Source organism: Natronolimnohabitans sp. A-GB9, assembly GCF_030848565.1.
Classification (GTDB): domain Archaea; phylum Halobacteriota; class Halobacteria; order Halobacteriales; family Natrialbaceae; genus Natronolimnohabitans.
Genome location: NZ_JAVDDV010000001.1, coordinates 85,341 through 111,269 on the forward strand (window position 1 = coordinate 85,341; position 25,929 = coordinate 111,269).

Sequence of the window (25,929 nt, forward strand, 5' to 3'; positions counted from 1 at the left end):
GGTGTTTCACGCATGACGATGGAAGAGCGAATCGACGAACTCGAGGAACTTCGCGAAGAGGCCGAAAAGGGCGGCGGAGAGGCCCGTATCGAGAAGCAACACGACAAGGGGAAGATGACCGCCCGCGAGCGGATCGACTACTTCTTCGACGAGGGTACCTTCACGGAGTTCGACCAGCTCCGGACCCACCAGACGAGCCAGTTCGGGATGGAAGAAAAGAAGATTCCCGGCGACGGCGTCGTCACGGGGTACGGTGAGGTCAACGGTCGAACCGTCTTCGTCTTCGCCCACGACTTTACGGTCTTCGGTGGGTCGCTGGGCGAGGTCTTCGCCGAAAAGATCTGTAAGGTCATGGACATGGCGATGGAAGTGGGTGCTCCCATCGTCGGCCTCAACGACTCCGCCGGCGCGCGCATTCAGGAGGGTGTCAAGAGCCTCGCCGGCTTCACCGAGATCTTCCGCCGGAACCAGGAGGCAAGCGGTGTCGTGCCACAGATCTCCTCGATCATGGGCCCGTGTGCGGGCGGTGCGGTCTACTCGCCGTCGATCACCGACTTCATCTTCATGGTGAAAGACACGAGTCACATGTACATCACCGGTCCCGGCGTAACCAAGACCGTCACCGGTGAGGAGGTCACCCACGAGGAACTCGGCGGTGCGATGACCCACGCCAACAAGACCGGCGTCGCCCAGTTCGCCTGCGAGGACGAGGAGCAGGCCCTAGACGACATCAAACGCCTGCTCTCTTATCTCCCACAGAACAACGTCGAGGACCCGCCACGCGTCGAGCCGTGGGACGACCCGGACCGACGCGACGAGGAACTCAAGTCGATCGTCCCGCCGAGTCCCCAGAAGCCCTACGACATGGTCGACGTCATCGACAGCGTCGTCGACACGGGCTCGTTCTTCGAGGTCGCCGAGAACTTCGCCAACGAACTCGTCGTCGGCTTCGGCCGACTGGACGGTCGTTCGGTCGGGATCGTCGCCAACCAGCCACGAGTCAACGCGGGCACGCTGACCGTCGACTCCTCGATGAAGGGATCGCGGTTCGTCCGCTTCTGTGACTCCTTTAACATCCCGATCGTCACCTTCGTCGACGTCCCCGGCTACATGCCCGGCACCGACCAGGAACACCGCGGGATCATCCGCCACGGGGCGAAACTGCTCTACGCGTACGCGGAGGCAACCGTCCCGCTGCTTACCGTCATCACCCGGAAAGCCTACGGTGGCGCCTACTGTGTGATGGGCTCGAAGAACCTCGGTGCCGACGTCAACTACGCCTGGCCGACCGCCGAAATCGCCGTCATGGGGCCACAGGGTGCGGTCAACATCCTCTACCGAGAGGAACTCGAGGCCGCCGACAACCCCGACGAGCTGCGTGACGAGCTCATCGAGGAGTACCGCGAGGAGTTCGCCAACCCGTACACTGCAACGGACAAAGGCTTCTTGGACGACGTGATCATTCCCACGGAGACGCGGCCGCGACTGATCCAGGATCTCGAGATGCTCGAGACGAAACGCGAGAGCAACCCAGACAAGAAACACGGGAACATCCCGCTGTAAGCAATGACAACGAACCAGTCGAACGTCGAATTCGACGGGCCCGACGCGGCCGGCGAACCCGAGCCGGCAGCCGCGGCTGACGAGCCGGGAGCCGACAGCCTCGGGCTGCCCGCGGACGTCGAGCTCGTAATTCCCGACGACGCAAGCGACGAAGAAGCCGCGGCGATCGCAGCCGCCGTCGGCGCCCACCTTCACGATCACGCGCTCGCGGTCGCCGCCGCGGCCGCCGAAAGCGAGGAGACCTGGGATGAGAAACGCTGGTCGTTTGCCGGCCGTGTTCGCGCACAGCAACACCGGAACGTCCGCGTTCCTCGAGACGCGCCGATCGATCAGTGGTCGGCCGCCGGACGGACCGACCGGTTCTGATACGGACTCCTGTCCAACTGGCCCGGCGCGATCGCGACCCGTCCGCGGGGGTGTCGGGACTGATGGACATCCGTACAACATACTGCCGGATATCACGGTCGGCGGTCCATCGCACGTGACCGGTCGTCGCCACGGGCGACGAGCAGGGAGCAGACAGGGCACCGACTAACTCTCGTCCGGCAACACAATTCAACGATCGGTCGCACATTCGCGACTGACGTTGTACTGACTGTTGTCAGACAGTATCACTCACGTCGTTCTTTCGGTCAGTTCCGACGTTCCGATGGTAGCCGCTGAATGTCACTGTACACTCGATCGCGCGACGGCTGTACGATCGGTGTGGAAATCGGTTCAGTAGCTACTATCGCTCTCGAGTCGGACTCCGTCGTCTTCGTTTCGCCGACGTTGAATGAATGCTATTAAGAGAGCCCACACCCAACCCCCGGGTATGGCCACACAAACCGAGTCAACGACGGACATGGGTGTTGGACTGGCGCTCGCGCTCGGCGCGGTCGCCGCGATCGGTGCGGCGATGATGTTTATCGGTGCACCTGACATTACAGCCGCCTGGGGGTTCGCGATAGCGATGATCTTTAGCGCACTGGCTGTCGTCGGCCTCCACCTCTACTGGGACTGATCGCCTCGAGTCGACATCCCGTCCGGCCTGACAGTCCACGAATGCACGCTTAACAGTTAAGAGCGACGCCGCCCTAGAGCCATCTACGGACGATGACCGACTACTCCGACGAAGAGCAGCGAATTCTCTCGCACCTCCGGGAGAGCGCCGCCCGCGGAGAACAGTACTTCCGGGCGAAGAATATCGCGGACGCGATCGGACTCTCGTCGAAACAGGTCGGCGCCCGGCTCCCCCACCTCGCGGAGAAATCGGACGAGGTCGACATCGAAAAGTGGGGTCGCGCCCGCTCGACGACGTGGAAAGTCACGCTGAGCTGAGACGGTCTCCTGTCGTCACGTCCAGCCGATGCTGACCCGTGTGGCGATCGGCAGGACTTCGGTACAGCAGTTCGTCTGTTCGTCTGTCACACTCGAGCGCAACGCTGATCCTCTCGGTGTCGGGGCGTCGGCGACTACCGGTCCGCGGTCTTTTTATTACAGACTGCCCCAGTTAGTCTCATGACTGTACGCGTCGACCGGTCGTTCGAGCTGTCGGCATCCCCCGAACGCGTCTGGGACTTTATCGCCGACCCGGAGAACCGCGCGCGCGCGATCAGCGTCGTGCAGGAGTATACCGTCAACGACCCCGAGGGACGACGGGTCACTTGGCACGTGGAACTGCCGATTCCGCTCGTCCGAAAGACGGTCACTGTCGAAACGGAAGACATCACGCGTACCCCACCCGAGTACGTCGAGTTCGTCGGGAAATCGAAGGTCCTGGACGTCACCGGCACACACGAGATCGTCGAAGCAGACGGCGGTACGCGCCTCGAGAACCGATTCGTCGTCGACGGCAAACTGCCGGGCGTCGAGAAGTTCTTCAAGCGTAACCTCGATGGCGAACTCCGCAACCTCCAGCGAGCCCTCGAGCGAGATCTTCGGTAGACCAGATCGGAGGAGTGATGAGCGTGACACAAACGACCGGCGATGGCGAACATCGACACCGATGACGACCGACGACACGTTCCGACTCGCACTCGCACAGCTCGAGATCGAACCAACCGCAGTCGAGGCAAACGTCGACAGAGCGCTCGAGGCCATCTCACGGGCCGCAGATCGTGGTGCGGACCTGATCGCGTTGCCGGAGCTGTTCAACGTCGGCTTCTTCGCTTTCGACAGCTACGACCGACTCGCCGAACCACTCGAGGGCGAGACCGTCACGCGAATACGAGAGGCGGCGGCCGACCGCGGGATCGCCGTCCTCGCGGGGAGCATCGTCGAGGACCTGGCGGCGACCGAAACAGTCGAGACACCCGCCGACGAGGGGCTTGCTAACACCACCGCGCTGTTCGACGCCGACGGCGAACGACGGCTGGTCTACCGGAAACACCACCTCTTTGGCTACCAGTCGGCCGAATCGGAGCTGCTGGTGCCTGGCGAGCGCATCGAGACGGCGACCGTTGCCGGCGTCACCGTCGGCGCGACGACCTGTTATGACCTCCGGTTCCCGAAACTGTACCGGCGACTGGTCGATGCAGGCGCGCGGCTGATTCTCGTCCCGAGCGCGTGGCCCTATCCGCGCGTCGAACACTGGAAGACGCTCTCGCGGGCTCGTGCGATCGAGAATCAATGTTTCGTCGCGGCGATCAACGGCTCTGGTCGCTTCGAGGACGCGGACGCGACGCTACTTGGCCGATCGACCGTCTACGATCCCTGGGGGACGACGCTGGCCTCGAGCGGCGACGAGCCGACACTGGTCGTCGCTGATCTCGACCTCGGGGCCGTCGACCGCGTCCGGGAGGAGTTCCCGGCGCTTCGAGACCGGCGACTGTAGCCGCAACCGGCGTTCGTACCGCTGACTTTTTATCCCGTGAGGCCTTTTTATCGTAGTGCCGGTTTACGGCGCTTTTCACGTCACGACCGGCATCGCGCGTCGCTCCGGCCCGTCGCACGCGCTCGTTTCCCGGGAACGAGCGTCCCACATCCGCGTCCTCGTCTCCTCTTCCTCGTCCACGTCCCTTTCGTGACTCCATTTCGAGAGCCGAAACTGGGGTGCTACTCGATCAGTTGCGAAAAAGTAACGTAGTGGGTTCGCGTGTGGTTCAGTCAGGAATGTTCAGGAAGGTTCTCGTTGCGAACCGAGGAGAGATCGCCGTTCGCGTGATGCGGGCGTGTGAAGAGTTGAACATCGGTACCGTCGCAATTTACTCCGAGGCCGACAAAGACTCGGGTCACGTGCGATATGCCGACGAGGCGTACAACGTCGGGCCTGCCCGCGCGGCCGACTCGTATCTCGACCACGAGGCCGTCATCGAGGCCGCGCGCAAGGCCGACGCCGACGCCATCCACCCCGGCTACGGCTTCCTCGCGGAGAACGCGGAGTTCGCGAGCAAGGTCGAAGACGCCGAGGGGATCACCTGGATCGGCCCGTCCAGTGACGCCATGGAGTCGCTGGGTGAGAAGACCAAGGCCCGCACGATCATGGACGAGGCCGACGTGCCGATCGTTCCCGGGACGACCGACCCCGTTACCGAACCCGAGGCGGTCAAGGAGTTCGGCGAGAAACACGGCTACCCGATCGCCATCAAGGCCGAGGGTGGTGGTGGCGGCCGCGGTATGAAGGTCGTCTGGGACGAAAGCGAGGTCGAGGACCAACTCGAGAGCGCCCAGCGCGAGGGCGAAGCCTACTTCGACAACGACTCGGTCTACCTCGAGCGCTACCTCGAACAGCCCCGCCACATCGAGGTCCAGATCGTCGCCGACGAGCACGGCAACGTCCGTCATCTGGGCGAGCGCGACTGCTCGCTCCAGCGCCGTCATCAGAAGGTCATCGAGGAGGGGCCGTCGGCGGCCCTCTCGGACGAACTGCGCGAGAAGATCGGCGAAGCGGCCCGACGCGGGGTCGCAGCCGCGGACTACACCAACGCCGGCACCGTCGAGTTCCTCGTCGAGGAAGAGGACCGCGAGGCGGGCGAACTGCTCGGTCCCGACGCGAACTTCTACTTCCTCGAGGTCAACACTCGGATCCAGGTCGAACACACCGTTACCGAGGAGATCACGGGCATCGACATCGTCAAACGACAGATCAAGATCGCCGCCGGCGAGGAGATCGACTTCGAACAGGACGACGTCGAGATCGACGGCCACGCGATGGAGTTCCGGATCAACGCCGAGAACGCGGCCAACGACTTCGCGCCCGCGACCGGTGGCACGCTCGAGACCTACGATCCGCCGGGTGGGGTCGGCGTCCGTATGGACGACGCGCTCCGGCAAGGCGACGAGCTCGTCACCGACTACGACTCGATGATCGCGAAGCTGATCGTCTGGGGCGAGGACCGCGACGAGTGTATCGAGCGCTCGCTGCGTGCCCTGCGGGAGTACGAGATCGAAGGGATCCCGACGATCATCCCGTTCCACCGACTGATGCTCACCGACGAGGAGTTCGTCGCCAGCACGCACACGACGAAGTACTTAGACGAGGAACTCGACGAGAGCCGCATCGAGGACGCCCAACAGCAGTGGGGCGGTGACACCGGTGACGGCGAGACAGACGATGAGGAAAGCGTCGAACGCGAGTTCACCGTCGAGGTCAACGGCAAGCGCTTCGAGGTCGAACTCGAGGAACACGGCGCGCCCGCCATCCCGGCCGGCGACGTCGACGTCGGCGGCGGCCAGGCCGAACCGCCCCAGCCCGCAGGCGGCGAGAGCGGCGGCGCCGAACTCGAGGGCAGCGGCGAGACCGTCGACGCCGAGATGCAGGGGACGATCTTAGACATCGAAGTCGAGGAAGGCGACGAGGTCGCCGCTGGCGACGTCCTGGTCGTCCTCGAGGCGATGAAGATGGAAAACGACATCGTCGCCGAACGGGGCGGCACTGTCACCGAGATCCCCGTCGAGGAAGAACAGAGCGTCGACATGGGCGATACGCTCGTCGTTCTCGAGTAACGCCGAAGCAACACTCGATTTTTCGTCCGTCGTTTCGCCGAGTCATCGCTTCCTTCGACCAGGGTCGGTCACGGTCGACCGTAGCGACAGGTTCAGTGTCCCCTCCGCCGGGCTTCGGATTCGAGTCGGTGTTCTTAGCTCGCCGATTGTTAACAACAATACACAATTTAATATTCGAAAGTATTAAATTATAGTTTTATTTTAACATCAGTACGGTACTATGATTCGGACTTATCCTTCGACGGTGAGAAACCAACACAGCAAGGTATCGATACTGCGACTCTGGCACCGTCCAGCGGTGGTTGATCGATGAATCGCCGGTCGATCGATCGGCGCGGCGTCCTCCAGTTGACTGCTGCTGGCGCCGCCGGCGCCGTCGGGCTCTCGAGTGTCACGGCGGCCACCTCCCGTGACGAGGTCGGTCCTGGCGAGAAGTACTGGTCGTTCGAAACCGAGTTCGGGATCACACGCTCGTCCCCGACCGTCGTCGATGACGTCCTCTACGTTGGAGGCCGGGACGGGATCGTCTATGCGATCGATACCGACGACGGCACCGAGGTGTGGTCGGTCGAAACGGAAGGGCTGATCGTCTCGTCGCCGGCAGTCGTCACCGGTACGCTCTACGTCGGCAGCAACGACGGGAACGTGTACGCATTGGACACGGCCGACGGTAGCGAGGAGTGGGTCTTCGAGACCGACGTCGATGCGGAGTTCGAGCACGTCTGGTCGTCGCCAACTGTGGCAGACGGTACCGTCTACGTCGGCGGGAAGGATTCCAACGTGTACGCGATCGACGCCGACGATGGTACCGAAGAGTGGGTGTTTTCCGACCCCGACGACTGGGTCGTCTCCGCACCGACAGTCGCCGACGGCACCGTCTATATCGGCAGCGGATCGTTTTTCAACGAGGCGCAAGCGACAGTCTACGCGATCGACGCCGACGACGGCACCGAACAGTGGTCGTTCGAGGCCGGCGACTACGTCGCCTCGTCCCCGACCGTATACGAGGGAACCGTCTACGTCGGCGACGCCGACTCACGAGTTCCGGACGACGGCGAGGTGACGACCGCCTCGAGGGAGCCGACGACGACTTTGGCGACGACGAGTGCCATGCGTGATCCTCGCTGGTTGGACACGAACGACGGCACCGATCTTCGAACCGAACCGGGGTCCCGTTCGACCAGCACGCGGACGGTAGAAACGCTGTCTGTCGAGCAGGCGGGAGAATCAGAGCCAGAACCGGTCGGGAACGTCTACGCGATCGACGCCGACGACGGCACTGAACAGTGGTCGTTCGAAACCGACGACGTCGTCCGCTCGTCACCAACCGCAGCCGACGGAAGCGTCTATATTGGCAGCCGAGACTCCCGACTGTACTCGCTGGCTGCCGACGACGGTACCGAGCAGTGGTCGTTCGAGGCTGGAAACACGATCGAGTCGTCGCCGACAGTCGCCGACGGTGTCGTCTTCGCCGGCAGTTACGACGGAAACATCTACGCTATCGATACCACTGACGGGAGCGAGGTATGGACGTTCGAGACCGACGGAAACATTCGTTCGTCGCCGACGGTCGTCGACGGTACACTCTACATCGGCGCCGACGGCGGTCATGGCGGCGAAGACGTCAACGTCTATGCGGTCAACGCAGGCGTCGATGGCTCGAGCGAGGGGTCGCGTCTCAATCGCGGGACGCTCGGAAACCACCACGAGTGGGTCGAGCGGGCGATCGAAGGCCCCGAGGCGACGTTTACCGTCGATCCGTCGGAACCAGAGATCGACACGGAAGCGACGTTCGACGCGGCGGGATCGGGAGGTGATATCGATGACTACGAGTGGACGTCGCCGGACGTCGAATCGCTCCCGAAAACCGGTGAAACGATAGCCCACACGTTCGAGGAGCCCGGCGAATACGACGTTACACTCACTGTGACTATCGGTTCCGTCTCCGACTCGACGACGAAGACGGTATCCGTCGTCGATCCGGACAGCGATGACGACGACAGCATGCCAGGCTTCGGGATCGTCGGAACGCTCTCCGGGATCGGCGGCGCGAGCTATCTGTTGAAGCGTCGTCTCGAGGACGAATCGGCCCGAAGACAGTAACACGCTGACAACAGTCAGGAAAATCTGATCGCACTCGAGACGTCGTCGCGGGACCTCAGGCATCGAGACGCGATCGGTGCGTGCAGTGTGCTGTCCGGCAGTATCAGGCTGTCAGCTGTTCGTCGGTTCCGGTGTGATCGGGACCTGTAGACGGTTACACCGGGAAATCGACACAGTGTTCCGTCTCAGTTGACGTCCGTTCCTTCGATCGGATGGCCGCGGTCGATCCACTCCTGGAGTCCCTCTTTTAGCGCGTACACCTCGGTGTATCCGTCTTCGATGAGCGAAGCAGCTCGATGACCCGCGAGCGTATGCGGACACGGACAGTACGTGACGATCCGGGCATCCGTCGGAACGTCGTCGAGTGGATCGTCCGTCTCTCGTCCGTCGGGTGCCGGGCTCACGACGGCCCCGCGAATGTGAACTCGTTCGTAGGCCGTCTCCGAGCGGGCGTCGACCACGATCAGTTCGTCGTCGTCCTCGTACCACTCGAACACGTCGTCCGTGGGTGCGAGGGGAACGGCTGTTCCGTTGACGTCGTACGTTTCGTATCCGTCCTCGCCGGTTCCGTCCGAATCGGTTTCGTCGGCCTCGTCCGGCTGATCGAATTCGAGTTCCGAATCGTCCGTCAGGACGAGTTCGATCTGACCGTCGTCAGGTTCGACGACGACGTACCGATCGAGCAGGTCACAGGTATCGTCGTCGACGGCTTCGCGCTCGAGTTCGGTGCCGACGACGGCGTAGGCCGTCCCGTTGGCAGTATAAAAGACGAACGGACCGGAGCGGTGATGGGCGGCCGCATCGAAGACGACCTGTCCGTGGTCCCCCTGATAGCTGACGTCCCAGATCGTGTGAGTCTCGTCGATCGTCGGTGCGTCGGCAGTCGAGTCGCCTGCCTCGAGGGATTCTCGCTCGTCGAACTTCGCGTGGCTACACGCGTGAATGTGGTCGACAGCGCCTTCCGCGAGTAACTCGAGTGGTTCGTCCGCCGGCTCGGGATCCGAATCGTCCGCCGACTCCTCCTCCGTCTTCTCGTCTTCGTCTCCGGCATCCGACTCCGAATCCGCTGGGTCGGAACTCTCGGGATCGGCATCGTCGGTCGATGCTGATCCATCACTTTCGGTTTCGTCGGAACAACCAGCCAGTATCCCTACCGATAACACACCGACACCAGACTTGAGCACGGCTCGTCGTGATCGATTCATACTAACACCTTCAACTATTTACTTATAATTGTTATTATACTAGACAATATTAATAATGCCGGGATACGTTTCCCAGCGTCGGCGATACGTGGCTACGCAGATCAACCCCTGGTCTGTTCGCCTTCGGGTTCTTCCGCCAGGTCCCCGGCAGGTCGTCGGGAACCGGGGCCCAGCCGTGTGCCGTCGCGTCGGCCTCCGTCTCCGCGATCAGCATCTCTTCGACGTCGTATGCGTCGAAAAACGACTCGAGGAACTCTCGTAGGCGCGTTCCAGTGAAGGTGAACGTGAGTTCGTGCTGGCCGACAGCTTCGCGGACGTGGCCGGTACAACGGACAGTGACGGTCGTCTCTGGTTGCGTCCGGTCGCTCATCGGGACTGGCTCTCGGCTGGCATGTTTGGTGCTAGATCCTCCAGCCACGAACGTTCCCAGGCGAATATGTTCGGCTAATGGAGTACTTGATCCGATGATCGAAGATCGTCCGTCCGAGGTCGGATTGAACGCTGCCCGCTCGCGCTCGAGTCACCTACGGCAGACCGCTCCAGTGGACGAGTCGGTCGACGCCACTACACGAGTAGCCTACAGAACCGTTTTCGGCCGTTCTTACTGGTGGACAGCACGATACGACGATCGGTCGCGCGGCTGGGCTATCGCCGCGGGGACAGCCGTGGCGTCGCGACCGATAAGTCACTGATACGGACTCCTGTACCGAGTTCCCGCCGATCGCCAGGGTGGGGTCAGCGATCGGCGGTTAGTGACGACAGGAGACCGTCTGACTGCTGTTCGACAGTATCACAATCAGGGCCTGTACTGTGAATACTATCGCTTGAATTGTTCAATATGTACTGAAATACATAACATTATTTCTCTATAAGACAGGAATATATACTCCAGTGTATATGTTTGCACGTTAGAGTATAGATGAGTACAGCAAGCGTTCGTTGAGGACAGAGGATTTATGAGCAACGACTGAAACCGTCCGAGCAATGCTACTCTCAGTCGACCGCTCGGATGCCACCACGACCGACTCGGTCTGCTACGAAGTGATCGCCGCCATCGCCGAACGAGAAGGCGTCGATCCGACAGAGATCGAGCCACCGGAGTACGACGCACTGTACGACGTTATCAACCCGGAGGCTCTCGAGGCGCTGTTTGCGCCCCGAGAGGACGGGACGAGCCGTGGCACCGGTCGGGTCGAGTTCGAGTTTTCCGGCTATCACGTCGTCGTCACGAGCGACGGCGACGTCGACGTTCGCGAGGAAACGCGGACCCGGTGACCGAAACGATCGCTACTCGCCTTCGCAAGCCGCCTCGAAGACGGTCTCGTGGAGTCGATCCGCGACGATCTCCATCAGCGGCTCCATGTTGCGCGTGTCCGCTCGGTTGTACTCGACGAGTGTCTCGAGTGCACCGTCGTCGCCGTTCTCGTACTCGTGCCAGAGGCGGACGGCATCGCGGCCGCTGAGATCGGGCATATCCCGATCGATCCCGAGTTCGCGCTCGATCGCTTTCAGCCCCCCGTCGAGACCGAGCTGTTTGCAGGGGTACATGAGATCGACGTGTGGCGTCGTCACCTCGAGATCGTAACAGGTCTCGAGGAACGGAACGTCGAAACGCTGTCCGTTGAACGTGACCAGCAGCGACGAATCCGCGAGTTCGCGTTCGAGCCGTCGAGCCGTCAGATCGCGTCCCTTGACGAACGTCTTCGTCTCGCCGCCGCGGTGGACGCTGACGGTCGTGACGTCGTTCGTGCTCGCGTCGAGACCGGTGGTCTCGATGTCCAGAAAGCACGTCTCCTCGCTGACGTTCTCGTAACACCGCCAGCGACTCGAGGCCGGCAGCGCCTCGGTGAAGACGGAGACGTCGCCGCGCTCGAGGTGGGTCCACCCCTCCTCGATGAACGACTCGATACGGTCGGCGACGGTGTCACCGACGACGCTGGTGGTCCTATTGAACTCCTCCCAGTGGGTGATCCCCTGGCGCCAGAGTCGGCGTTCGGTGGTTTCCCCGACGCCGCGAACGGGAATGAAGCTATTCTCGATTCGCACACCAGTGTCGGGGAGTCGCGTAAACTAAAAGCGATTGGATCGGTTCGGTACAGCGATCTTCGGTGTGGCCGACGGGAACCGACCCGAGCGAACGGCCGACTTTTCATCCCGGCGGTCGTACCCACGGTATGGCCGACCACGACGACGAACTCGTCGAGACGGTTCGCGAACTCACGCGGACGGTCGACGACCTGCGTGCGGAACTCGAGTCGACCCAGCGCCAGTCCCGGCGTCCGTTTCGGCCGCCGGGTCCGCGACCGCCGACACCGCGGGAGCTCCTGCGGTTTACAGACGAAATCGCGATCCCAGCCACGATCGCAGTACTGGAGACCAGCGTCCGCGCACTCGAGGGGTTCCAGCGTGCGCTGCGGCTCGCCCGGACCGAGCGGGAGGTCCGCGATCGAACGAACGAGGCCGCGAGTGCGACGAGCGATCGGGCGACCGAGCTTCGGCGGACGACGCTCTCTCGACTCGATACCGTCCTGTCACAGCTGCAGCAGGCGGCGTCTGACGGATCGCTGCCCGCCGACGATCGGGCTCGCGAGTTGCTCTCCGAAGCGCGAGAACTGCGTGACGACGTCGACAGCCGTCTGCAGACGTCCGGTGACGCCGGTACCGACCGCGACCTCGAGCCGAGAGACGACACGGCGTCCTCGAGCGAGACGATTCGGATCGATATCGAGGACGGGCCCGTCGACGAAGTCAGCGGCGGAACCGCCCGCAAAGACGGGGAACCCGATGCCGACGATGCCGCCGAGTCCCACGTCGACGTCGACGCCGAACTCGAGACGCTGAAAGATCGGTACGGGGACGAGGCCGCAACTGACGATGACGAGAACGACGGGTCGAACGATTCCGACGGGAGCGACGGTGCCGACGCTGACACCGGCTCCGACGGGGAAAACGAGTCCTAGACCGGCTCGAACCGATAGCCGTCCCAGTCCTGGCTTTCGGGTTCGCGGATACCGGCGCCGGGTTCGCGCAGTTCGTCGACGTAGACGGGTTCGACCTCGTCACCGGTTTCGATCTCGTCGGTCGTCGCCTGCCCGATCGCACGGACCGTCTCGCCTTCGATTTCGAACTCGACGATCGCGAGCGTGTTCGGTTCGCGGACACCGGGCGGGGTGGCCATCGAGGTCGTCCAGGTGACGACTTCGCCGGTGTACTCGCTTAAATCGATTGTTTCGACCGGCTCCGCGCCGCCGGGGCCACGCGGATGGCCGGGGTAGCTTATCGAACCGTCTTCGTACTTGTACGCTTCCATGGTCATCGTGCTGCCTCCATGATCGTGGTGATAACGCAGTTACCAAAGCCGCCGACGTTACAGGCCAGGCCGACGTCGGCCTCAACCTGTCGCGGGCCGGCTTCGCCCATTAGTTGTTCGTAGATCTCGACACCCTGTGCAACGCCACTCGCCCCAAGCGGGTGGCCCTTCGATTTGAGGCCGCCGGAGGTGTTGATCGGCAACTCGCCGGTGTCACGCTCGGTGTACCCCTCCTCGACTAACTGCCAGGCCTCGCCCTGTTCGGCAAAGCCCAGCCCCTCCATCTGGAGGAACTCGAGGATGGTGAACATGTCGTGGAGTTCAGCGACGTCGATATCGTCGGGCCCGTAGCCGCTCATCTCGTAGGCTCCCGTACCGCTCTCGACGACGCCGCCCATGATCGTTGGGTCGTCGCGTTCGTGAACGACGTGGGTGTCGGTCGCGCCGTCGATTCCCGAGATGACGACGTAGTCGTCGGTGTACTCCTGGGCGACCTCCTCGGGACAGAGCATCAACGCCGCCGACCCGTCCGTGATCGGACAGAAGTCGTACAGCCGAAGCGGATCGGCGACGATCGGCGACTCGAGGGCAGTCTCCATGTCGATCTCCTTCTGGAACTGGGCCTTCGGGTTATCGACGCCGTTCTTGTGATTTTTGACCGCGACCTTCGCGAGGCTTTCCCGGGGCGCATCGAACCGTTCCAGGTAGTGACGTGCGGTCAGGCCCGCGAAAGAGGGAAGCGTGACGCCGGTCTTGTACTCGGCGGGGTGGGTCAGCGACGCGATGACGTCAGTTGCCTCGCCGGTCGTCCGATGTGTCATCTTCTCGCCGCCGACGAGCAACGTCATGTCGCTGGCGCCGCTTGCCACCGACTGCCAGGCGGCATAAATGCCAGCGCCACCGCTGGAACTCGTCTGGTCGACCCGCTGGGTGTAGGCCGGCATCGCGTCGAGATCGTGAGCCAACGCGTTCGGGACTCCCGTCTGTCCTTCGAACTCGCCGCTTGCCATATTCGAGACGTACAGGTGTTCGACCTCCGCCGCGTCGACACCTGCGTCCGTGAGACATTCGAGTCCGGCCTCTGCGAGGAGATCGAGGATCCACTCGCCCTCGCGTTGTCCGAACTGGGTCATCGACGCACCGATAATCGCAACACGTTCCATATCTTACTGGACTTCAAACAACGGTTTATAATATTGGGTCGGACGACGATTGCGAATAATTATGTATGTTGATGATAAATGGCATGGGGGAGAGTATCGAGGACCACGTCACAACCGACGATCCGTCGTCCGTTATGCCGACTCCGCAGCCGCGGTCCGCAACTCGCTTGCCCGCGAGCGTGCCTGTGAGATGACAGCGGGACGGGCCTCGAAGGAGACGACGACGTCCTCGTCGCCGTAGGCGACGTCCTCGACGTGTGCGTTGTCGTGGAGCCACGAGACGACACTCATCGTGTCGTCGGTCATCGGCAACAGCAGCCGTTCTTCCTCCCAATCAGGGAGTTCGCGGTCGATACGCTCGAGTAGCTTCTCGACGTTCGTTCCCTTGCGAGCGCTGACAGTGACCGGGTTCGGCGCGAGTGCTGACAACGCCTCTCGTTTCTCCGCGAGTTCCTCTTCGTCGACCTTGTCGATTTTGTTGAGGACGGTGACGATCGGTGCCTCGTTGCGTTCGTAGAGGGTGTCGTGACAGGTGACGAGTTTTTCGTGGATCTCGTCGATATCCTCGCTGACGTCGACGACGAGCAAGACCAGGTCGGCTCGGTAGACGGAGTCGAGCGTCGACTTGAACGACTCGACGAGCCAGTGGGGCAGATCGCTGATGAACCCGACGGTGTCGGTCACTAACACGTCACGCGGTTCGATGTCCGCACGTCGAGTCGTCGTTCCCAGGGTCGTAAACAGTTTGTCCTGGGACTCCGCGGTCGTGTCCAGATCGGGGTGGAGATCCTCGTTCTCCTCGACGTCAAGATCGGCCGCGAGTCGACGCAACAGCGTCGACTTCCCGGCGTTCGTATACCCAGCGAGCGCGACCAGATCGAACCCCGAATCACGCCGGCGCTCCCGGCGGTGTTCCTCGGTCTGCTCGATGCGCTCGAGCTCGTCCTTGATTCGGCTGATCTGGTTTTTGATGTCCTGCTCGCGGCTCTCGTCGTACTCGCCCAGCCCCATGAAGCCGGGGTGTTCGTCGCGTTTAGCGAGGCTGGTCTTGGCCTCGGCTCTGGGGAGTTCGTACCGGAGTTCGGCCAGTTCGACCTGGAGTTGTGCTTTCCGCGTCTGGGCGCGCTGGCCGAAGATCTCGAGGATCAGCGTAAATCGGTCGATGACCTCGACACCCTCCGGCAGGAGCTGTCCCAGGTTGTACGTCTGGTAGGGACCGAGCCGATTGTCGAAGATGACGGTCGTCGCACCGGTTACGGCGACCTCGTCGGCGAGTTCCTCGGCTTTCCCCTCGCCGAGCTGAAGGGCCGGATCGGCCTTCCGGGACTGGGTGATCTCGCCGACGACGGTATAGCCCGCCGCCTCGGCGAGGTCTCGGATTTCACTCGTATCGGGCGTTCCTGAATCGACGCGCTTGGCGATGATCGCTTTCATGCGGTTGTGAGGACGTGTTTGTAACTCTCGCTCGGACGTGGTTGCTCGTGACGACGTGAGACGAGCAGCTGGTCGGTCCGGCGAACCGTCGCTTGCGCGTGCCGTTCGCGACGGCCCCGCGCTCGAGACAGGAGGTGTCCGGCCACACTAGGGATGCCGGTCGGTCACCTCCGTTGTCGCTGGACGAACGCTACTCATAGCTATCGGTACGCCCCGGACCGTCTTGAATCCCGTGCTCGATGGTATCGCCGCCGTACTCGCGTTGCCGTGTGACGTCTCTCGTTCGGCGACACCCCGACCGTTATCGTGTTTTCAGATCGTCTTTGTCCTTGATGATCTCCGTTTCCGCTTTCCCACTCGAGTGTTCGTTGACGACGTCGTAGAAGTCGTTTTGCATCCCCGCGGGGAACGTGACGACGCCGATCCACGAGCCGTCGGGTTGCCACTCTTCGCGCTCGAGTTCGCCGAACTGACGGACCTGTGCCTGCGCGCTGCCGGCGTACTCGGCGGGAATCTGGACCGCGACCGTCACCTCCTCGAACCGGATCGGGATCACTGGCCGAAGCGCGTCGAGTGCGTCGTCGACCTGGCTCTCGACTGGTTCCATCGGGTCGACGGTGAAGCCGGCTTCCTCGAGAGCGTTCTCGATGCGCTCGGGCGGATGGGGGGCGTTGTCCATCTGCGGGTTGATCGCGTTGCGCGCGATGGTGTCGATCAGCTGTTTGCGTTTCTGTTCTTGCATCTCGCGGCGCTGTTCGGCCGTGATCTGGATCTCTCCTTGTTTGATCACTTCCGGAATGATCTCGAGGGGATCGGTCGTATCGAAGACTTTCTCGAGATCGCTTTCGGCGGGGCGGTCGCCGCGCGAGGCGTTCTCGAAGACGTCTTCGGCAGCGATAACGTCCTCTAACTCGCCGTCGAACTCGCCGCGTTTGATCTCGAGTGCCGCGTCCGGGTCGACCAACACTTCGAAGCGCGCCCCGTGGGACTCGAGTTGCGCCGTCACTGCCTCGTCTAGAGATATCATACCGGGAACTTTCCCCGGCCGATTAAAAGAGCTTTTCCTGATACGGACTGCTGGAAGTCAGTTCCGGCGCGACCGCGATCGTCCTGCGGTCAGCCGGCACATCGGTAGTCCGTACGACGGCGGTCGATCACGACGGCCGTCGACGTCGGTGGCTCGATTACTCGGCGTCTTCGTCGCCCTCGTCGAGGAGGTCGTTCTCCTCGAGGTGGGACTCGATCTTGTCGTGGTCGAACTGCTCGAAGGACTCGGTCTCTGCGTCGATCGTCGCGAGGCCGACCTCGCTTGGCAGCAAGGAGCCATCGTTGACCGAGGCGAGTGCGTCGAGTGCGAGGGCGATGCCGCCGTCGAGGTCGGCTTCGTCCTCGTAGTTCTCTTCTAGGTAGTCCTGGAGTTCGCCGCGGTCTGCGCCGACGGCCAGGGCCTTCCACTCGTACGGCGTCCCCGATGGGTCGGTCTCGAACAGGCGCGGCTCGCCGTTCTCGATACCGCCGACGATCAGGGCGACACCGAACGGTCGGGCACCGCCGACCTGGGTGTACTGCTGGATGTGGTCGGTGACTTCTTTGGTCAGTGTCTCGACGCCGATCGGTTCGCCGTAGCGAAGCTGGTTGACCTGCGTCTGGCGGCGCGCGAAGTCGATCAGCTGCCGTGCGTCGGCGACGTGGCCGGCGCTGGCGATGCCGACGTGGTCGTCGGCCTTGTGAATCTTCTCGACGCTCGAGTCCTCGAGCAGCGGGGAGGGGACTCGTTTGTCGACGGCGAGCACGACGCCGTCTGCAGTCCGAACGCCGATGCTCGCTGTTCCTCGCTTGACGGCCTCGCGAGCGTACTCGACCTGGTAGAGCCGGCCGTCCGGTGAGAAGATCGTGATGCCGCGGTCGTACGCCTGCTGTTGGGCTTGTCCCTGCATAGTATCACGCTAAATCGTAATCGAGGTCTGTCGTGCCCGCAAACGCCTCATCGAGTCGCACGTCTGGGGATCCATCGCAGACGACGGCGACTCGCTCCTCGTTCCCGAACACGACGTTTCTCTCCTTGGAAAGTTGCCCGCGGCGTCCTAAATAGTTTTCTTCCCGCGATGGCTGTGTCCGCTACGCGAAGACTCAAGGTATTCAAGGAGAGATCTTCACAATAAACGCCGCTTCTGGGCGTCAGCGACGCGGTAACCGTCTTGTTAGGTTGATGATATCTATACGGTAGCGGGGGGAACTCTCGAGTCCGGCACCGTACTTAAGTTCGCAGATGCTTCTGCTCGGCAGCACGGATCGTCCCGCTGATACCACGGACCCGGAGTCCAACGGGAGCGTCGTCGATTTCGTCGATGCAGGCGAGTGCCGCGCGGGCTGGCTCGGACTCGCCACGACGGGCTCGAACGATCGCTTTGCCGTGTCCGTCGTCGAACGCGAACCTGACGACGGTCATATCGGCGCGTGCGCTTCCAGGATCGCCGAGTAAGTTCTGGGCCGCGTACCAACACTCCCGCTGGAACGCTCGGCGGCTGATCGAGACGTCGGGCAGGCTCTCGAGGGAGACGGCGAGATATCGCCAACGCGGCTGGAGGTGTTTCGGGAGGTGTTTCATGCGTCCACGTCGTCCTCCGCCTCGGGGGACGGCGCCTCGACTGCGGCCGGCGTCCGTTCGGCGACCAGCACGCCGACCTGGTCGTGGACGCGTTCGACCGCGGTCAGCGAGAAGCCCGCGTCGGTGAAGGCGTCTGCGAGGACGCCGACGGTCGCCGGGTCGTCGACCTCGGGGGAGTAAAACGGCTCGTCGGGATCGGGCTCGCCGAAGAACATCACGTCCCCGAGGACGAATTTTCGTGGCTCGAGAGCGGCGACGACGTCGATCGCCTCGCGTTTCTCCTCGTCCGAAAGGTGATGGAGTGCGAAGTTCGAGGTAACGATATCCACGTCGCCATCGTAGTTGGGCTCACGGAAGCTCCCGTAGTCGAACTCGACGTTCTCGAGGCCCTCCTCGTCGGCCTTCGCTTCGGCCTCCGCCATCATCCCCTCGCTGATATCGCGGCCGACGACCCGTTTCACGTCGGGGGCAAGCGCGAGTGCGATCGCGCCCGTCCCCGTCCCGAGGTCGAGGACGACGTCCGTCGACTCGGTGTCGTCCGCCGCCGGAGCGGCGTGTTCGACGACGAGGTTCGCACAGGCACGGTACTCTTCGGATTTCGACTCGTCGTACTCGCCGGCTTTCTCGTCGAAACGGGCGGCGTGTTCCTCACGGCTCTTCTTCATACCTCCCACGTTCGACTCCCGGCTCAATGAACGACTCGGACTGTACGTAGCGATTGCGCTCGGCCAGACGGCCCCATTCGGTCAGCCCGGTCTCGATGAACTCCTTCGAGAAGCCCAGCTGTTCGCCGACGGCCTGTAGTTCGCGGGGGGCACGCAACTCGAAGTGGGAAGTCGGCTCCGCGCTTACGACGTAGGGCGCGTCGTAGTGGTCGACGAGTTCCGCGAGCTTCCGCAACGACTGGATGGCCCTGACACGACGGCCCCCGCTTTGTCGGAGCACTCCGGAGAGGTCGAACTCGAGGCGAACGCCGTTCTCGGTGGCAGCCTTGACGATGACGTGGTTGACGTCGCCGCCGTTGGCCATCGGATGGGACAACACGTCGACCTTGTCGGTTTCGACGGCAAAGCGGTTCAACGCCGTCGTCCCGCCGTGGACCGCGACGATCGTCTCGGTGTTCCGGTAGTTTCCGACCGAGCCACTGGCCTCCTGTTGGTCGTCGGCGCGAATCTCGACGCCGGAGACGACGTCGATTCCGTACTCCGCACCGAGCGCGTCGGCGTCGTAGTCTGCCCTCGAGTCGTGGTGATTCCGAACGACCACGCCCTCGAACCCGTAGTCGGCCGCCGTTTCGACGATCTCGGCGACCGAACGCTCCCCGTCTGGCTGGGCGTGGACGGCCTCGTACATACTCGAATCCTCTCACGGCGTCGACTTGGGGTTTGCGTCATGCTTCGGCGCTACCCCGCGGTCGAAACCGAAAGGGAACGGCCGGGAGCGCAGGCAGTCACATCGTATCCGACCGCGATAGACCGCAGTTAAAACGGTTTAGTTGAGAATCGACTGTGCGACCGTCGCGAGCTGGCCGTTGTCGGCTTCCTGCAGGCGCTCGTCGCCGATCTTCAGGCGGAGTCGTGGACGGCCGACGTCGATCGGGACCTTCTCGGTGTCGATTAGACCCATGTCCTCGAGCTTGGTCTTCGTGCGGCTGAACGTTGCCTTGCTGGCGATCCCGACGTCCTCGCCCCACTTGCTGATGTCGTACAGCAGCGCCTCGTTTTTCGCGGCCACGAGCAGCGAGATCGTGACCTCGTCGAGACCGTCGCCGTCGCCGCGGGCGGTCTCCAGCGAGTTCAGGATCGCGGTGAAGTCCGCCTCGGCGTCGGGGCTGATCTCCTCGGAAAGCGTCTCGCGGACGTCCGTGATCGGCGGCGTTCGGAGGTTGAACTGCGAGGCGTCCTCCCAGCGGGCCGTGTAGGTATCGTACGTGTCGTCGACGAAGCTCTCGTCGTCGGTGATGAGGCCGCCGACGCGGTCGCCGGCGTGGACGACGGCGATAACGCTGTCTTCCGTGACCAGCAGGGAGTTTTCGGGCGCTTGCTCGAGCGTGCGAAGCGCGAGGACGTCCTCGCTGATGAGATCGGCAGCGTTCGATGCGACGATGAAATCGTCCATGACGTCTTTGAGCGTGCGCTCGTCGGCGAGCATGTGGACCGATGGGCGCTCACCGTCGAACCCGGTCGCGACGGAGACGAACTCCTCGATGGCGTCCCCCGACGGGTTGATCATGTAGATGTCTCCGGTCGCGTCCTCGAGAACGGACTCGAGGATATCGTCAATCTGATGATTGAGTAAATTCGAAGCCATGTCTATACAGAAGTAAACGAACGGATATTACTTAATTTTGGCGGCCGATTGCACACCATAACATCGTATACAGCGATGACGACGGTAATTTTTGTCCCAGATCTCGTCATCTCAGCAACGTAATCGGGGGAGTGAATCGCTGTATAAGATTGTTTTTATATATTCGAAGACATTCAGGAGGACCGTTTCGCAGGGTGAACGTGGGAATTGGCAATAGATATTTAACATAGATCTGTCATCGTACTCCTATATGGGTGTCAGAGCGAACCGACTGTGGTCGATACTGTGTCCACTCATCGCCCGAAAGCGAGGGGAAGCGAACGCACAGCGAGACGTAATACGGGCAAAGCGGGTCAGCACCTACGGCGGTCCGTAGCCTCCGCCTCGAATCGCGATGCGAGTTCGGTCGACCAGTAGATGTCCCCGTTGTAGATCACCGACGCTTCCGTTTCCTCGAGAAGCGTCCCCAACTCTGCTGTCGTCACCGTGAAGTTCGATTCGGTGCCACAGAGGTACGCGAACTCGTTGTCCTCGACGTGTGGGAAGTAGTAGGAACCGGTCGCTTGCGTCGAGTAGCAGTCGAACGTAACCAGATACTCGCCGGTCTCGTCGTCGAGTTTCTCGAGGGCGATCGTGATCGGGAGGCGATGTTCGCCTTGTGTCAGTGAGTGAGTGCCGTCGCCGACGACGGCGTAGTCTTTCCCCATCATAATTCGCCTGCGTGCGAGATCGAGCGCGCGCTCGAGGCTGAAGCCGTTGACGAGGAGTTTAGCGAACGTCGAACCAACCTTGATGGCGTGGTCGTTCAACACCTTCGAAAACGTCACCGCGCCGGCGACGCTGCCGTTCTCGATCAGTCCCATTCCCTCGTAGTAGGATCCACAGGCGTTGAGAAAGAACGTCTGGGCGTTACAGCGTCGCAGACTCGACGTCGAGAGGGTGCCGTCCGAACAGCGCAGGCCATCTGTCTCGCAGTGGCCGATGTAATGGACGAAGTCATACTCGTCCTCGAAGACGCGTCCGAGGGCGGCCGTCGAGAGCGATTCCTCGACGGTGACGTCCATCGCCTGTTCCTGGGCGCGTTGGCGGTAGATCGCGGCGACGTCGTCGTGTTCGCCTGCCATCTCAGGATCGTTCAAAACGACACAGATCGACGTCGCGTCGCTCGAGCGCTCGAGGTAGTCGAGTCGGTTCCGATACGCCTCGGTGGTGGTCTTGAAGACGTCGATGGGGACGCCGTCGGCGAGCCAGCCGTGGACCCGCCCGTTCCGGAGGTCGGGTTTGACGATATCGACCGACGCGACCTGGCCGGTGTGTGCCCTGTCGACGACGCCGGTTTCGCTTGCGTTCGGAGCGGCCCGATAGAAGTCCTCGAGGGAGCGTTCGACCAGTTCCCTCCCCTCGAGTTCCGAGGTTCGGGGCATGTAGATCATACTCATCCGATCGAGCAGGAAGGGCAACGACTCGACGCTGTCGTAGGTCGGTCGGACGTACGTCGAGAGATGCCAGTCGGGGAGTCGGTGTTCGATCGCGGCGTCGGGAACCTCGAGATACGTCGCGAGGCGCCGTTGTGGAGTGGCCTCGTAGAGCGTGTCGGCCTCGAGATCGAGGACCTCGAGAATGCGCTGTTCGCCGAGGTTCGTCCCGTAGGGACCGGCGTTGCGGACGAGACAATCGAAGAAGAAACACTTGCGAAGCAGCCGCCCGACGTCGCGCTCGAGGTCGGGCATCGCCGAGAGTCGCGTTTCGATCGCGAACTCTGGCAGGCGGAGGATCGGACCGTCGGCCGTCCCGGTCTCCGGCGGCTCTCGTGGCGTGACCGTCGCCTGCAGATAGTAGGCCAGTGGTGCGGTAACGAACAGCGACTCGTAGTCGGCCGGTACGATCAGTTCGATACCCGAGTCGGGACGACCGGCTCGAACGGTGTCGGGGATCTCGAGGCTCTCGCCGCGCTCGAGCAGCGACGGGTGGCCCCGGAGGCTCGGATAGGTGCGGTCGGGACCGTCGGTCTTGTGGGCAGCGGCGAGGTGGGAGATCGCCGCGGCGATCCCCTCGGGCGTGTCGGGGACGGTGATCGTTTCGGCGGGGAGTTCGTGGTGGCTCCGGAAGCCGACGATGACACGGACCCGGTCGGGAAAGGAGACGACGGTCTCCTCGTAGCCGTCGGTCTTCTCGATCGTCGCCGCTCCGGAAAACCGGAGGTAGGTTTTGATCTGGGTGTCGATATCGACGACGTACTCACCGGGCGACAGCGACAGGGCCGAACCGTCGGGATCGAGTTCGTGTTGTTCGTCGGCGCCGAGGGAAAACGCGTAGGCGACTGCGTGGGGAAACCGGAGCTCGTCGGTGGTCACGACGATCGTCTCGTCGACCGGCCGTGGGATGTCGGGTCCGGTTCCGTCGACGGAGAGCGCGCTCCCGTGGACCGACAGTTCGGTGTTGTCGGCGTCGGTGACACGGAGCGTATCGCCCGCGGCCGCCCACTCTATCATTCGGTCAGCTGAATGTCCCTCGAGAAAGTTAGTTGTATCGGGTGGAAAACAACGATATTTGACAATACTGTCGGAGAGCACGATTCGTACGGTACTGTTGGACAGCACGATTCGACGATCGGTCGCGCGACTGCGGCCGTCCCGTAGGTGGGGCCGCGAGTTCGCGACCGACGGCTCACTGACTGCTGTCCGACAGTAGGGCTGCTGTACCGATGTCCTGCCGATCGCCAGCAGAGTAGTGGCTACACTCGCCGAAGACGGGTACACTTATACACTCGCCAGCCGCCACATCGGACATGGAGCACGAGCACGTTCGGGATGTCGATCCCGCCGTCGCCGACGCACTCGAAGGAGAAGTAGACCGTCAGCGAGAGACGCTGCAGATGATCGCCAGCGAAAACCACGCCAGCCAGGCGGTCATCGACGCGCAGGGGAGCGCCCTGACGAACAAGTACGCCGAGGGATACCCCGGCTCGCGCTACTACGGCGGCTGTGAGTACGCCGACGAGGTCGAGGAACTCGCTATCGATCGCGCCCAGGAGCTGTTCGGTGCCGAACACGTCAACGTCCAGCCCCACTCGGGCACGCAGGCAAACCAGGCCGTCTACTTTGCGATGTTAGAGCCCGGCGACAAGATCCTCTCGCTGGACCTGACCCACGGCGGCCACCTCAGTCACGGCCACCCGGCGAACTTCGTCGGGCAGCTCTACGACGTCGAGCAGTACGAAGTCGACGCGGAGACCGGCTACCTCGACTACGAGGGCCTCGCCGAACACGCCGAGGAGTTCGAACCCGACATCATCGTCTCGGGCTACTCCGCGTACCCGCGCGAAATCGAGTGGGAGCGCATTCAGGAGGCCGCCGACAGCGTCGACGCCCTCCATCTCGCCGACATCGCACACATCACCGGTCTCGTCGCCGCCGGCGTCCACTCGTCGCCGGTCGGCATCGCCGACTTCGTCACCGGTTCGACCCACAAGACCATCCGTGCCGGACGGGGCGGTATCGTCATGTGTGACGAGGAGTACGCCGACGACATCGACGCGGCCGTCTTCCCCGGCGGACAGGGTGGGCCGCTCATGCACAACGTCGCCGGCAAGGCCGTCGGCTTCAAGGAGGCACTCGAGCCCGAATTCGAGGAGTACGCCGAACAGACGGTCGCGAACGCGAAGGCACTTGGCGAGCAACTCGCCGACAACGGCTTCTCGCTGGTTTCGGAGGGGACGGACAACCACCTCGTGCTCGTCGACCTCCGCGAGAGCCACCCCGACACCTCCGGTGGCGACGCCGAGGAAGCCTTAGAGGAGGCCGGCATCGTCCTGAACGGGAACACGGTGCCCGGCGAGACTCGCTCGGCGTTTGACCCCTCGGGCATCCGCGCCGGCACGCCCGCACTGACTACCCGCGGCTTCGACGAGGAAGACTGCCGAACGGTCGCCGACCTGATCACCCGCGTCGTCGACAACCCCGACGACGAGGACGTGATCGCCGAGGTCCGCGAGGACGTCCAGTCGCTGTGCGACGCGAACCCACTGTACGAGTAGGCTCACGAACCGATTTCTCACCGTTTCGCTCGCGGTCACTGGGAGCGTGTCTCGAGTACGACCGGTCTCTGCAGTGTGTCGTCCGGCAGTAGATATCGTCGACTCGACGACAGAAACGGACGAGTACGGCGACCTCGAGGCCGAGTACGACGTCGTCGTCACCGACGAGCGCGACACAGCTTCCTGGGCGGTTTCCGAGCCGGGAACGGCCGACAGGAACACCGACGGCTGACGACGTCTTAAACGCGGGACGTATCCAGAATTTATCCACGAACGTGGATATTCACTCGCATATCGAGACCGAATCTGGGCACGAACCCGAGCGTTGATTAGCCTCGCGGCCGCCCACTCGAGTAATGACCGAGATCATCGACGGGAACGCTGTCGCGAGCGAGATTCGAGACGAACTGACGGACGCGATCGAGACCCTCGCGGACGCCGGTGCGCGGCCGGGGCTTGCGACCGTGTTGATGGGCGACGATCCTGCAAGCGAGACGTACGTCAACATGAAACAGCGCGACTGCGAGGAGGTCGGCATCGAGAGCTACCACGTCGACGTCGACGGGGAGGCCCCACCCGAGGACCTCTACGACGAGATCGCCGACCTCAACGCCGACGACGACGTCCACGGCTACATCGTCCAGGCCCCCGTTCCGGACCACGTCGACTACCGTGAAGTCATCCGTCGGGTCGATCCCGCGAAGGACGTCGACGGCTTCCATCCAGAGAACGTCGGCCGGCTCGTGGCCGGCGACGCCCGTTTCCGTCCCTGTACGCCCCACGGCGTCCAGAAGCTACTCGAGGCCACAGACGTCGACACCGAGGGCAAAGACGTGACCATCGTCGGCCGCTCGGACATCGTCGGCAAACCGCTGGCCAACCTGTTGATCCAGAAGGCAGACGACGGCAACGCGACGGTGACGATCTGTCACTCGCGGACGGAGGATCTCGCCGAGAAGACCCGTCGTGCAGATATCGTCGTCGCGGCCGCCGGCGCACCCGAACTCGTCGACGGTTCGATGATCGGAGAGGGCGCGGTCGTGGTCGACGTCGGCGTCAATCGGGTTGACGCCGACACCGAGAAGGGGTACGAACTCGTCGGTGACGTCGAGTTCGAGAGTGCCAAAGAGCAGGCCAGCGCGATCACGCCCGTGCCCGGCGGCGTCGGGCCGATGACGCGAGCGATGTTGCTGTACAACACGGTCAAAGCCGCGAGCCTGCAGGAAGGGATCGACGTCGAACTGCCCTGACCGCGGCCATCGCTTTCTTTT

At 62.8% G+C, this 25,929-nt stretch carries 24 protein-coding genes and 3 pseudogenes; 13 read left to right on the plus strand and 14 right to left on the minus strand.

Going from position 1 to position 25,929, the window contains the following annotated elements; genetic code table 11:
* Window positions 1–18: 18 nt before the first annotated feature.
* From RBH26_RS00410 to RBH26_RS00445, 8 genes are all read left to right on the plus strand, one after another.
* Entirely contained in the window at window positions 19–1,563 is a 1,545-nt protein-coding gene (locus tag RBH26_RS00410) for an acyl-CoA carboxylase subunit beta (protein ID WP_306756303.1), read from the plus strand.
* Window positions 1,564–1,566: 3 nt separating this feature from the next.
* A complete protein-coding gene (locus RBH26_RS00415; RefSeq protein WP_306755834.1) occupies window positions 1,567–1,929 on the plus strand; it encodes a hypothetical protein in 363 nt (120 codons plus the stop codon).
* Window positions 1,930–2,377: 448 nt separating this feature from the next.
* Entirely contained in the window at window positions 2,378–2,566 is a 189-nt protein-coding gene (locus RBH26_RS00420; protein ID WP_306755835.1) for a hypothetical protein, read from the plus strand.
* 92 nt (window positions 2,567–2,658) lie between these two features.
* Window positions 2,659–2,883: a hypothetical protein gene (locus RBH26_RS00425; RefSeq protein ID WP_306755836.1), complete on the plus strand. Its 225-nt coding sequence runs from the start codon at window positions 2,659–2,661 to the stop codon at window positions 2,881–2,883.
* Window positions 2,884–3,063: 180 nt separating this feature from the next.
* Window positions 3,064–3,489, plus strand: a complete 426-nt coding sequence (locus tag RBH26_RS00430; protein ID WP_306755837.1) for an SRPBCC family protein — start codon at window positions 3,064–3,066, stop codon at window positions 3,487–3,489.
* Window positions 3,490–3,550: 61 nt separating this feature from the next.
* Window positions 3,551–4,378, plus strand: a complete 828-nt coding sequence (locus RBH26_RS00435) for a carbon-nitrogen family hydrolase (RefSeq protein ID WP_306755838.1) — start codon at window positions 3,551–3,553, stop codon at window positions 4,376–4,378.
* A 278-nt stretch (window positions 4,379–4,656) separates the two neighbouring features.
* Window positions 4,657–6,489: an acetyl-CoA carboxylase biotin carboxylase subunit gene (locus RBH26_RS00440; protein ID WP_306755839.1), complete on the plus strand. Its 1,833-nt coding sequence runs from the start codon at window positions 4,657–4,659 to the stop codon at window positions 6,487–6,489.
* Between the two features lie 309 nt (window positions 6,490–6,798).
* On the plus strand, window positions 6,799–8,592 hold the full coding sequence (locus RBH26_RS00445; RefSeq protein ID WP_306755840.1) for a PQQ-binding-like beta-propeller repeat protein: 1,794 nt from the start codon (window positions 6,799–6,801) through the stop codon (window positions 8,590–8,592).
* Window positions 8,593–8,777: 185 nt separating this feature from the next.
* On the opposite strand, the gene RBH26_RS00450 is transcribed toward RBH26_RS00445, so the two are convergent.
* Window positions 8,778–9,797 (minus strand): rhodanese-like domain-containing protein, encoded by a 1,020-nt coding sequence (locus RBH26_RS00450; RefSeq protein ID WP_306755841.1) that lies wholly within the window; start codon window positions 9,795–9,797, stop codon window positions 8,778–8,780.
* A gap of 121 nt (window positions 9,798–9,918) precedes the next feature.
* Window positions 9,919–10,167 (minus strand): annotated as a pseudogene (locus RBH26_RS00455) (pterin cluster protein); the annotation flags it as partial.
* A 614-nt stretch (window positions 10,168–10,781) separates the two neighbouring features.
* Here RBH26_RS00455 and RBH26_RS00460 point away from each other — a divergent pair.
* Window positions 10,782–11,072, plus strand: a complete 291-nt coding sequence (locus RBH26_RS00460) for a HalOD1 output domain-containing protein (RefSeq protein ID WP_306755843.1) — start codon at window positions 10,782–10,784, stop codon at window positions 11,070–11,072.
* Between the two features lie 12 nt (window positions 11,073–11,084).
* Here the strand turns inward: RBH26_RS00460 and RBH26_RS00465 are convergent, their stop codons facing one another.
* Complete coding sequence (locus RBH26_RS00465) at window positions 11,085–11,843, minus strand: ribonuclease H-like domain-containing protein (protein WP_306755844.1); 759 nt, start codon at window positions 11,841–11,843, stop codon at window positions 11,085–11,087.
* A gap of 128 nt (window positions 11,844–11,971) precedes the next feature.
* Here RBH26_RS00465 and RBH26_RS00470 point away from each other — a divergent pair, with 128 nt between their 5' ends.
* Window positions 11,972–12,757, plus strand: a complete 786-nt coding sequence (locus RBH26_RS00470) for a hypothetical protein (protein WP_306755845.1) — start codon at window positions 11,972–11,974, stop codon at window positions 12,755–12,757.
* On the opposite strand, the gene RBH26_RS00475 is transcribed toward RBH26_RS00470, so the two are convergent.
* The 11 genes and pseudogenes from RBH26_RS00475 to RBH26_RS00525 form a co-directional block, all read right to left on the minus strand.
* Entirely contained in the window at window positions 12,754–13,113 is a 360-nt protein-coding gene (locus RBH26_RS00475) for a nucleic acid-binding protein (protein ID WP_306755846.1), read from the minus strand. The genes RBH26_RS00470 and RBH26_RS00475 overlap by 4 nt on opposite strands.
* Complete coding sequence (locus tag RBH26_RS00480; protein ID WP_306755847.1) at window positions 13,110–14,270, minus strand: thiolase family protein; 1,161 nt, start codon at window positions 14,268–14,270, stop codon at window positions 13,110–13,112. Before RBH26_RS00480 ends, RBH26_RS00475 begins: the two co-directional genes overlap by 4 nt.
* Window positions 14,271–14,402: 132 nt before the next feature.
* Window positions 14,403–15,704, minus strand: coding sequence for a GTPase HflX (gene hflX, locus RBH26_RS00485; protein ID WP_306755848.1), 1,302 nt, complete (start codon window positions 15,702–15,704; stop codon window positions 14,403–14,405).
* Between the two features lie 301 nt (window positions 15,705–16,005).
* Entirely contained in the window at window positions 16,006–16,731 is a 726-nt protein-coding gene (locus tag RBH26_RS00490) for a ribosome assembly factor SBDS (RefSeq protein WP_306755849.1), read from the minus strand.
* Between the two features lie 157 nt (window positions 16,732–16,888).
* Window positions 16,889–17,641 carry an archaeal proteasome endopeptidase complex subunit alpha gene (gene psmA / locus RBH26_RS00495; protein ID WP_306755850.1) on the minus strand — a complete coding sequence of 251 codons (753 nt, stop codon included), beginning with the start codon at window positions 17,639–17,641 and terminating at the stop codon, window positions 16,889–16,891.
* Window positions 17,642–17,645: 4 nt separating this feature from the next.
* A pseudogene (locus RBH26_RS00500) lies at window positions 17,646–17,810 on the minus strand (ribonuclease P); the annotation flags it as partial.
* Between the two features lie 160 nt (window positions 17,811–17,970).
* A pseudogene (locus RBH26_RS00505) lies at window positions 17,971–18,312 on the minus strand (Rpp14/Pop5 family protein); the annotation flags it as partial.
* Window positions 18,309–18,977, minus strand: coding sequence for a class I SAM-dependent methyltransferase (locus tag RBH26_RS00510; protein WP_306755851.1), 669 nt, complete (start codon window positions 18,975–18,977; stop codon window positions 18,309–18,311). The pseudogene RBH26_RS00505 and the gene RBH26_RS00510, both read right to left, overlap by 4 nt.
* A complete protein-coding gene (locus RBH26_RS00515; protein WP_306755852.1) occupies window positions 18,961–19,665 on the minus strand; it encodes an RNase P subunit p30 family protein in 705 nt (234 codons plus the stop codon). The genes RBH26_RS00510 and RBH26_RS00515 overlap by 17 nt, the downstream gene beginning before the upstream one ends.
* 138 nt (window positions 19,666–19,803) lie before the next feature.
* Entirely contained in the window at window positions 19,804–20,622 is an 819-nt protein-coding gene (locus RBH26_RS00520) for a DUF5821 family protein (RefSeq protein ID WP_306755853.1), read from the minus strand.
* A gap of 353 nt (window positions 20,623–20,975) precedes the next feature.
* Entirely contained in the window at window positions 20,976–23,114 is a 2,139-nt protein-coding gene (locus RBH26_RS00525) for a hypothetical protein (protein ID WP_306755855.1), read from the minus strand.
* A gap of 296 nt (window positions 23,115–23,410) precedes the next feature.
* On the opposite strand from RBH26_RS00525, the gene glyA reads away from it, so the two are divergent.
* From glyA to folD, 3 genes are all read left to right on the plus strand, one after another.
* Window positions 23,411–24,658 carry a serine hydroxymethyltransferase gene (glyA, locus tag RBH26_RS00530; protein ID WP_306755856.1) on the plus strand — a complete coding sequence of 416 codons (1,248 nt, stop codon included), beginning with the start codon at window positions 23,411–23,413 and terminating at the stop codon, window positions 24,656–24,658.
* A 46-nt stretch (window positions 24,659–24,704) separates the two neighbouring features.
* On the plus strand, window positions 24,705–24,890 hold the full coding sequence (locus RBH26_RS00535; RefSeq protein WP_306755857.1) for a hypothetical protein: 186 nt from the start codon (window positions 24,705–24,707) through the stop codon (window positions 24,888–24,890).
* A gap of 124 nt (window positions 24,891–25,014) precedes the next feature.
* On the plus strand, window positions 25,015–25,908 hold the full coding sequence (folD, locus tag RBH26_RS00540) for a bifunctional methylenetetrahydrofolate dehydrogenase/methenyltetrahydrofolate cyclohydrolase FolD (protein ID WP_306755858.1): 894 nt from the start codon (window positions 25,015–25,017) through the stop codon (window positions 25,906–25,908).
* Window positions 25,909–25,929 lie beyond the last annotated feature (21 nt).

Coding starts and splice junctions, on each gene's coding strand:
- RBH26_RS00410 (WP_306756303.1), top strand. CDS start 19: ATGGAAGAGCGAATCGACGAACTCGAGGAACTTCGCGAAGAGGCCGAA.
- RBH26_RS00415 (WP_306755834.1), top strand. CDS start 1,567: ATGACAACGAACCAGTCGAACGTCGAATTCGACGGGCCCGACGCGGCC.
- RBH26_RS00420 (WP_306755835.1), top strand. CDS start 2,378: ATGGCCACACAAACCGAGTCAACGACGGACATGGGTGTTGGACTGGCG.
- RBH26_RS00425 (WP_306755836.1), top strand. CDS start 2,659: ATGACCGACTACTCCGACGAAGAGCAGCGAATTCTCTCGCACCTCCGG.
- RBH26_RS00430 (WP_306755837.1), top strand. CDS start 3,064: ATGACTGTACGCGTCGACCGGTCGTTCGAGCTGTCGGCATCCCCCGAA.
- RBH26_RS00435 (WP_306755838.1), top strand. CDS start 3,551: ATGACGACCGACGACACGTTCCGACTCGCACTCGCACAGCTCGAGATC.
- RBH26_RS00440 (WP_306755839.1), top strand. CDS start 4,657: ATGTTCAGGAAGGTTCTCGTTGCGAACCGAGGAGAGATCGCCGTTCGC.
- RBH26_RS00445 (WP_306755840.1), top strand. CDS start 6,799: ATGAATCGCCGGTCGATCGATCGGCGCGGCGTCCTCCAGTTGACTGCT.
- RBH26_RS00450 (WP_306755841.1), bottom strand. CDS start 9,797: ATGAATCGATCACGACGAGCCGTGCTCAAGTCTGGTGTCGGTGTGTTA.
- RBH26_RS00460 (WP_306755843.1), top strand. CDS start 10,782: ATGCTACTCTCAGTCGACCGCTCGGATGCCACCACGACCGACTCGGTC.
- RBH26_RS00470 (WP_306755845.1), top strand. CDS start 11,972: ATGGCCGACCACGACGACGAACTCGTCGAGACGGTTCGCGAACTCACG.
- RBH26_RS00475 (WP_306755846.1), bottom strand. CDS start 13,113: ATGACCATGGAAGCGTACAAGTACGAAGACGGTTCGATAAGCTACCCC.
- RBH26_RS00480 (WP_306755847.1), bottom strand. CDS start 14,270: ATGGAACGTGTTGCGATTATCGGTGCGTCGATGACCCAGTTCGGACAA.
- hflX (WP_306755848.1), bottom strand. CDS start 15,704: ATGAAAGCGATCATCGCCAAGCGCGTCGATTCAGGAACGCCCGATACG.
- RBH26_RS00490 (WP_306755849.1), bottom strand. CDS start 16,731: ATGATATCTCTAGACGAGGCAGTGACGGCGCAACTCGAGTCCCACGGG.
- psmA (WP_306755850.1), bottom strand. CDS start 17,641: ATGCAGGGACAAGCCCAACAGCAGGCGTACGACCGCGGCATCACGATC.
- RBH26_RS00510 (WP_306755851.1), bottom strand. CDS start 18,977: ATGAAGAAGAGCCGTGAGGAACACGCCGCCCGTTTCGACGAGAAAGCC.
- RBH26_RS00515 (WP_306755852.1), bottom strand. CDS start 19,665: ATGTACGAGGCCGTCCACGCCCAGCCAGACGGGGAGCGTTCGGTCGCC.
- RBH26_RS00520 (WP_306755853.1), bottom strand. CDS start 20,622: ATGGCTTCGAATTTACTCAATCATCAGATTGACGATATCCTCGAGTCC.
- RBH26_RS00525 (WP_306755855.1), bottom strand. CDS start 23,114: ATGATAGAGTGGGCGGCCGCGGGCGATACGCTCCGTGTCACCGACGCC.
- glyA (WP_306755856.1), top strand. CDS start 23,411: ATGGAGCACGAGCACGTTCGGGATGTCGATCCCGCCGTCGCCGACGCA.
- folD (WP_306755858.1), top strand. CDS start 25,015: ATGACCGAGATCATCGACGGGAACGCTGTCGCGAGCGAGATTCGAGAC.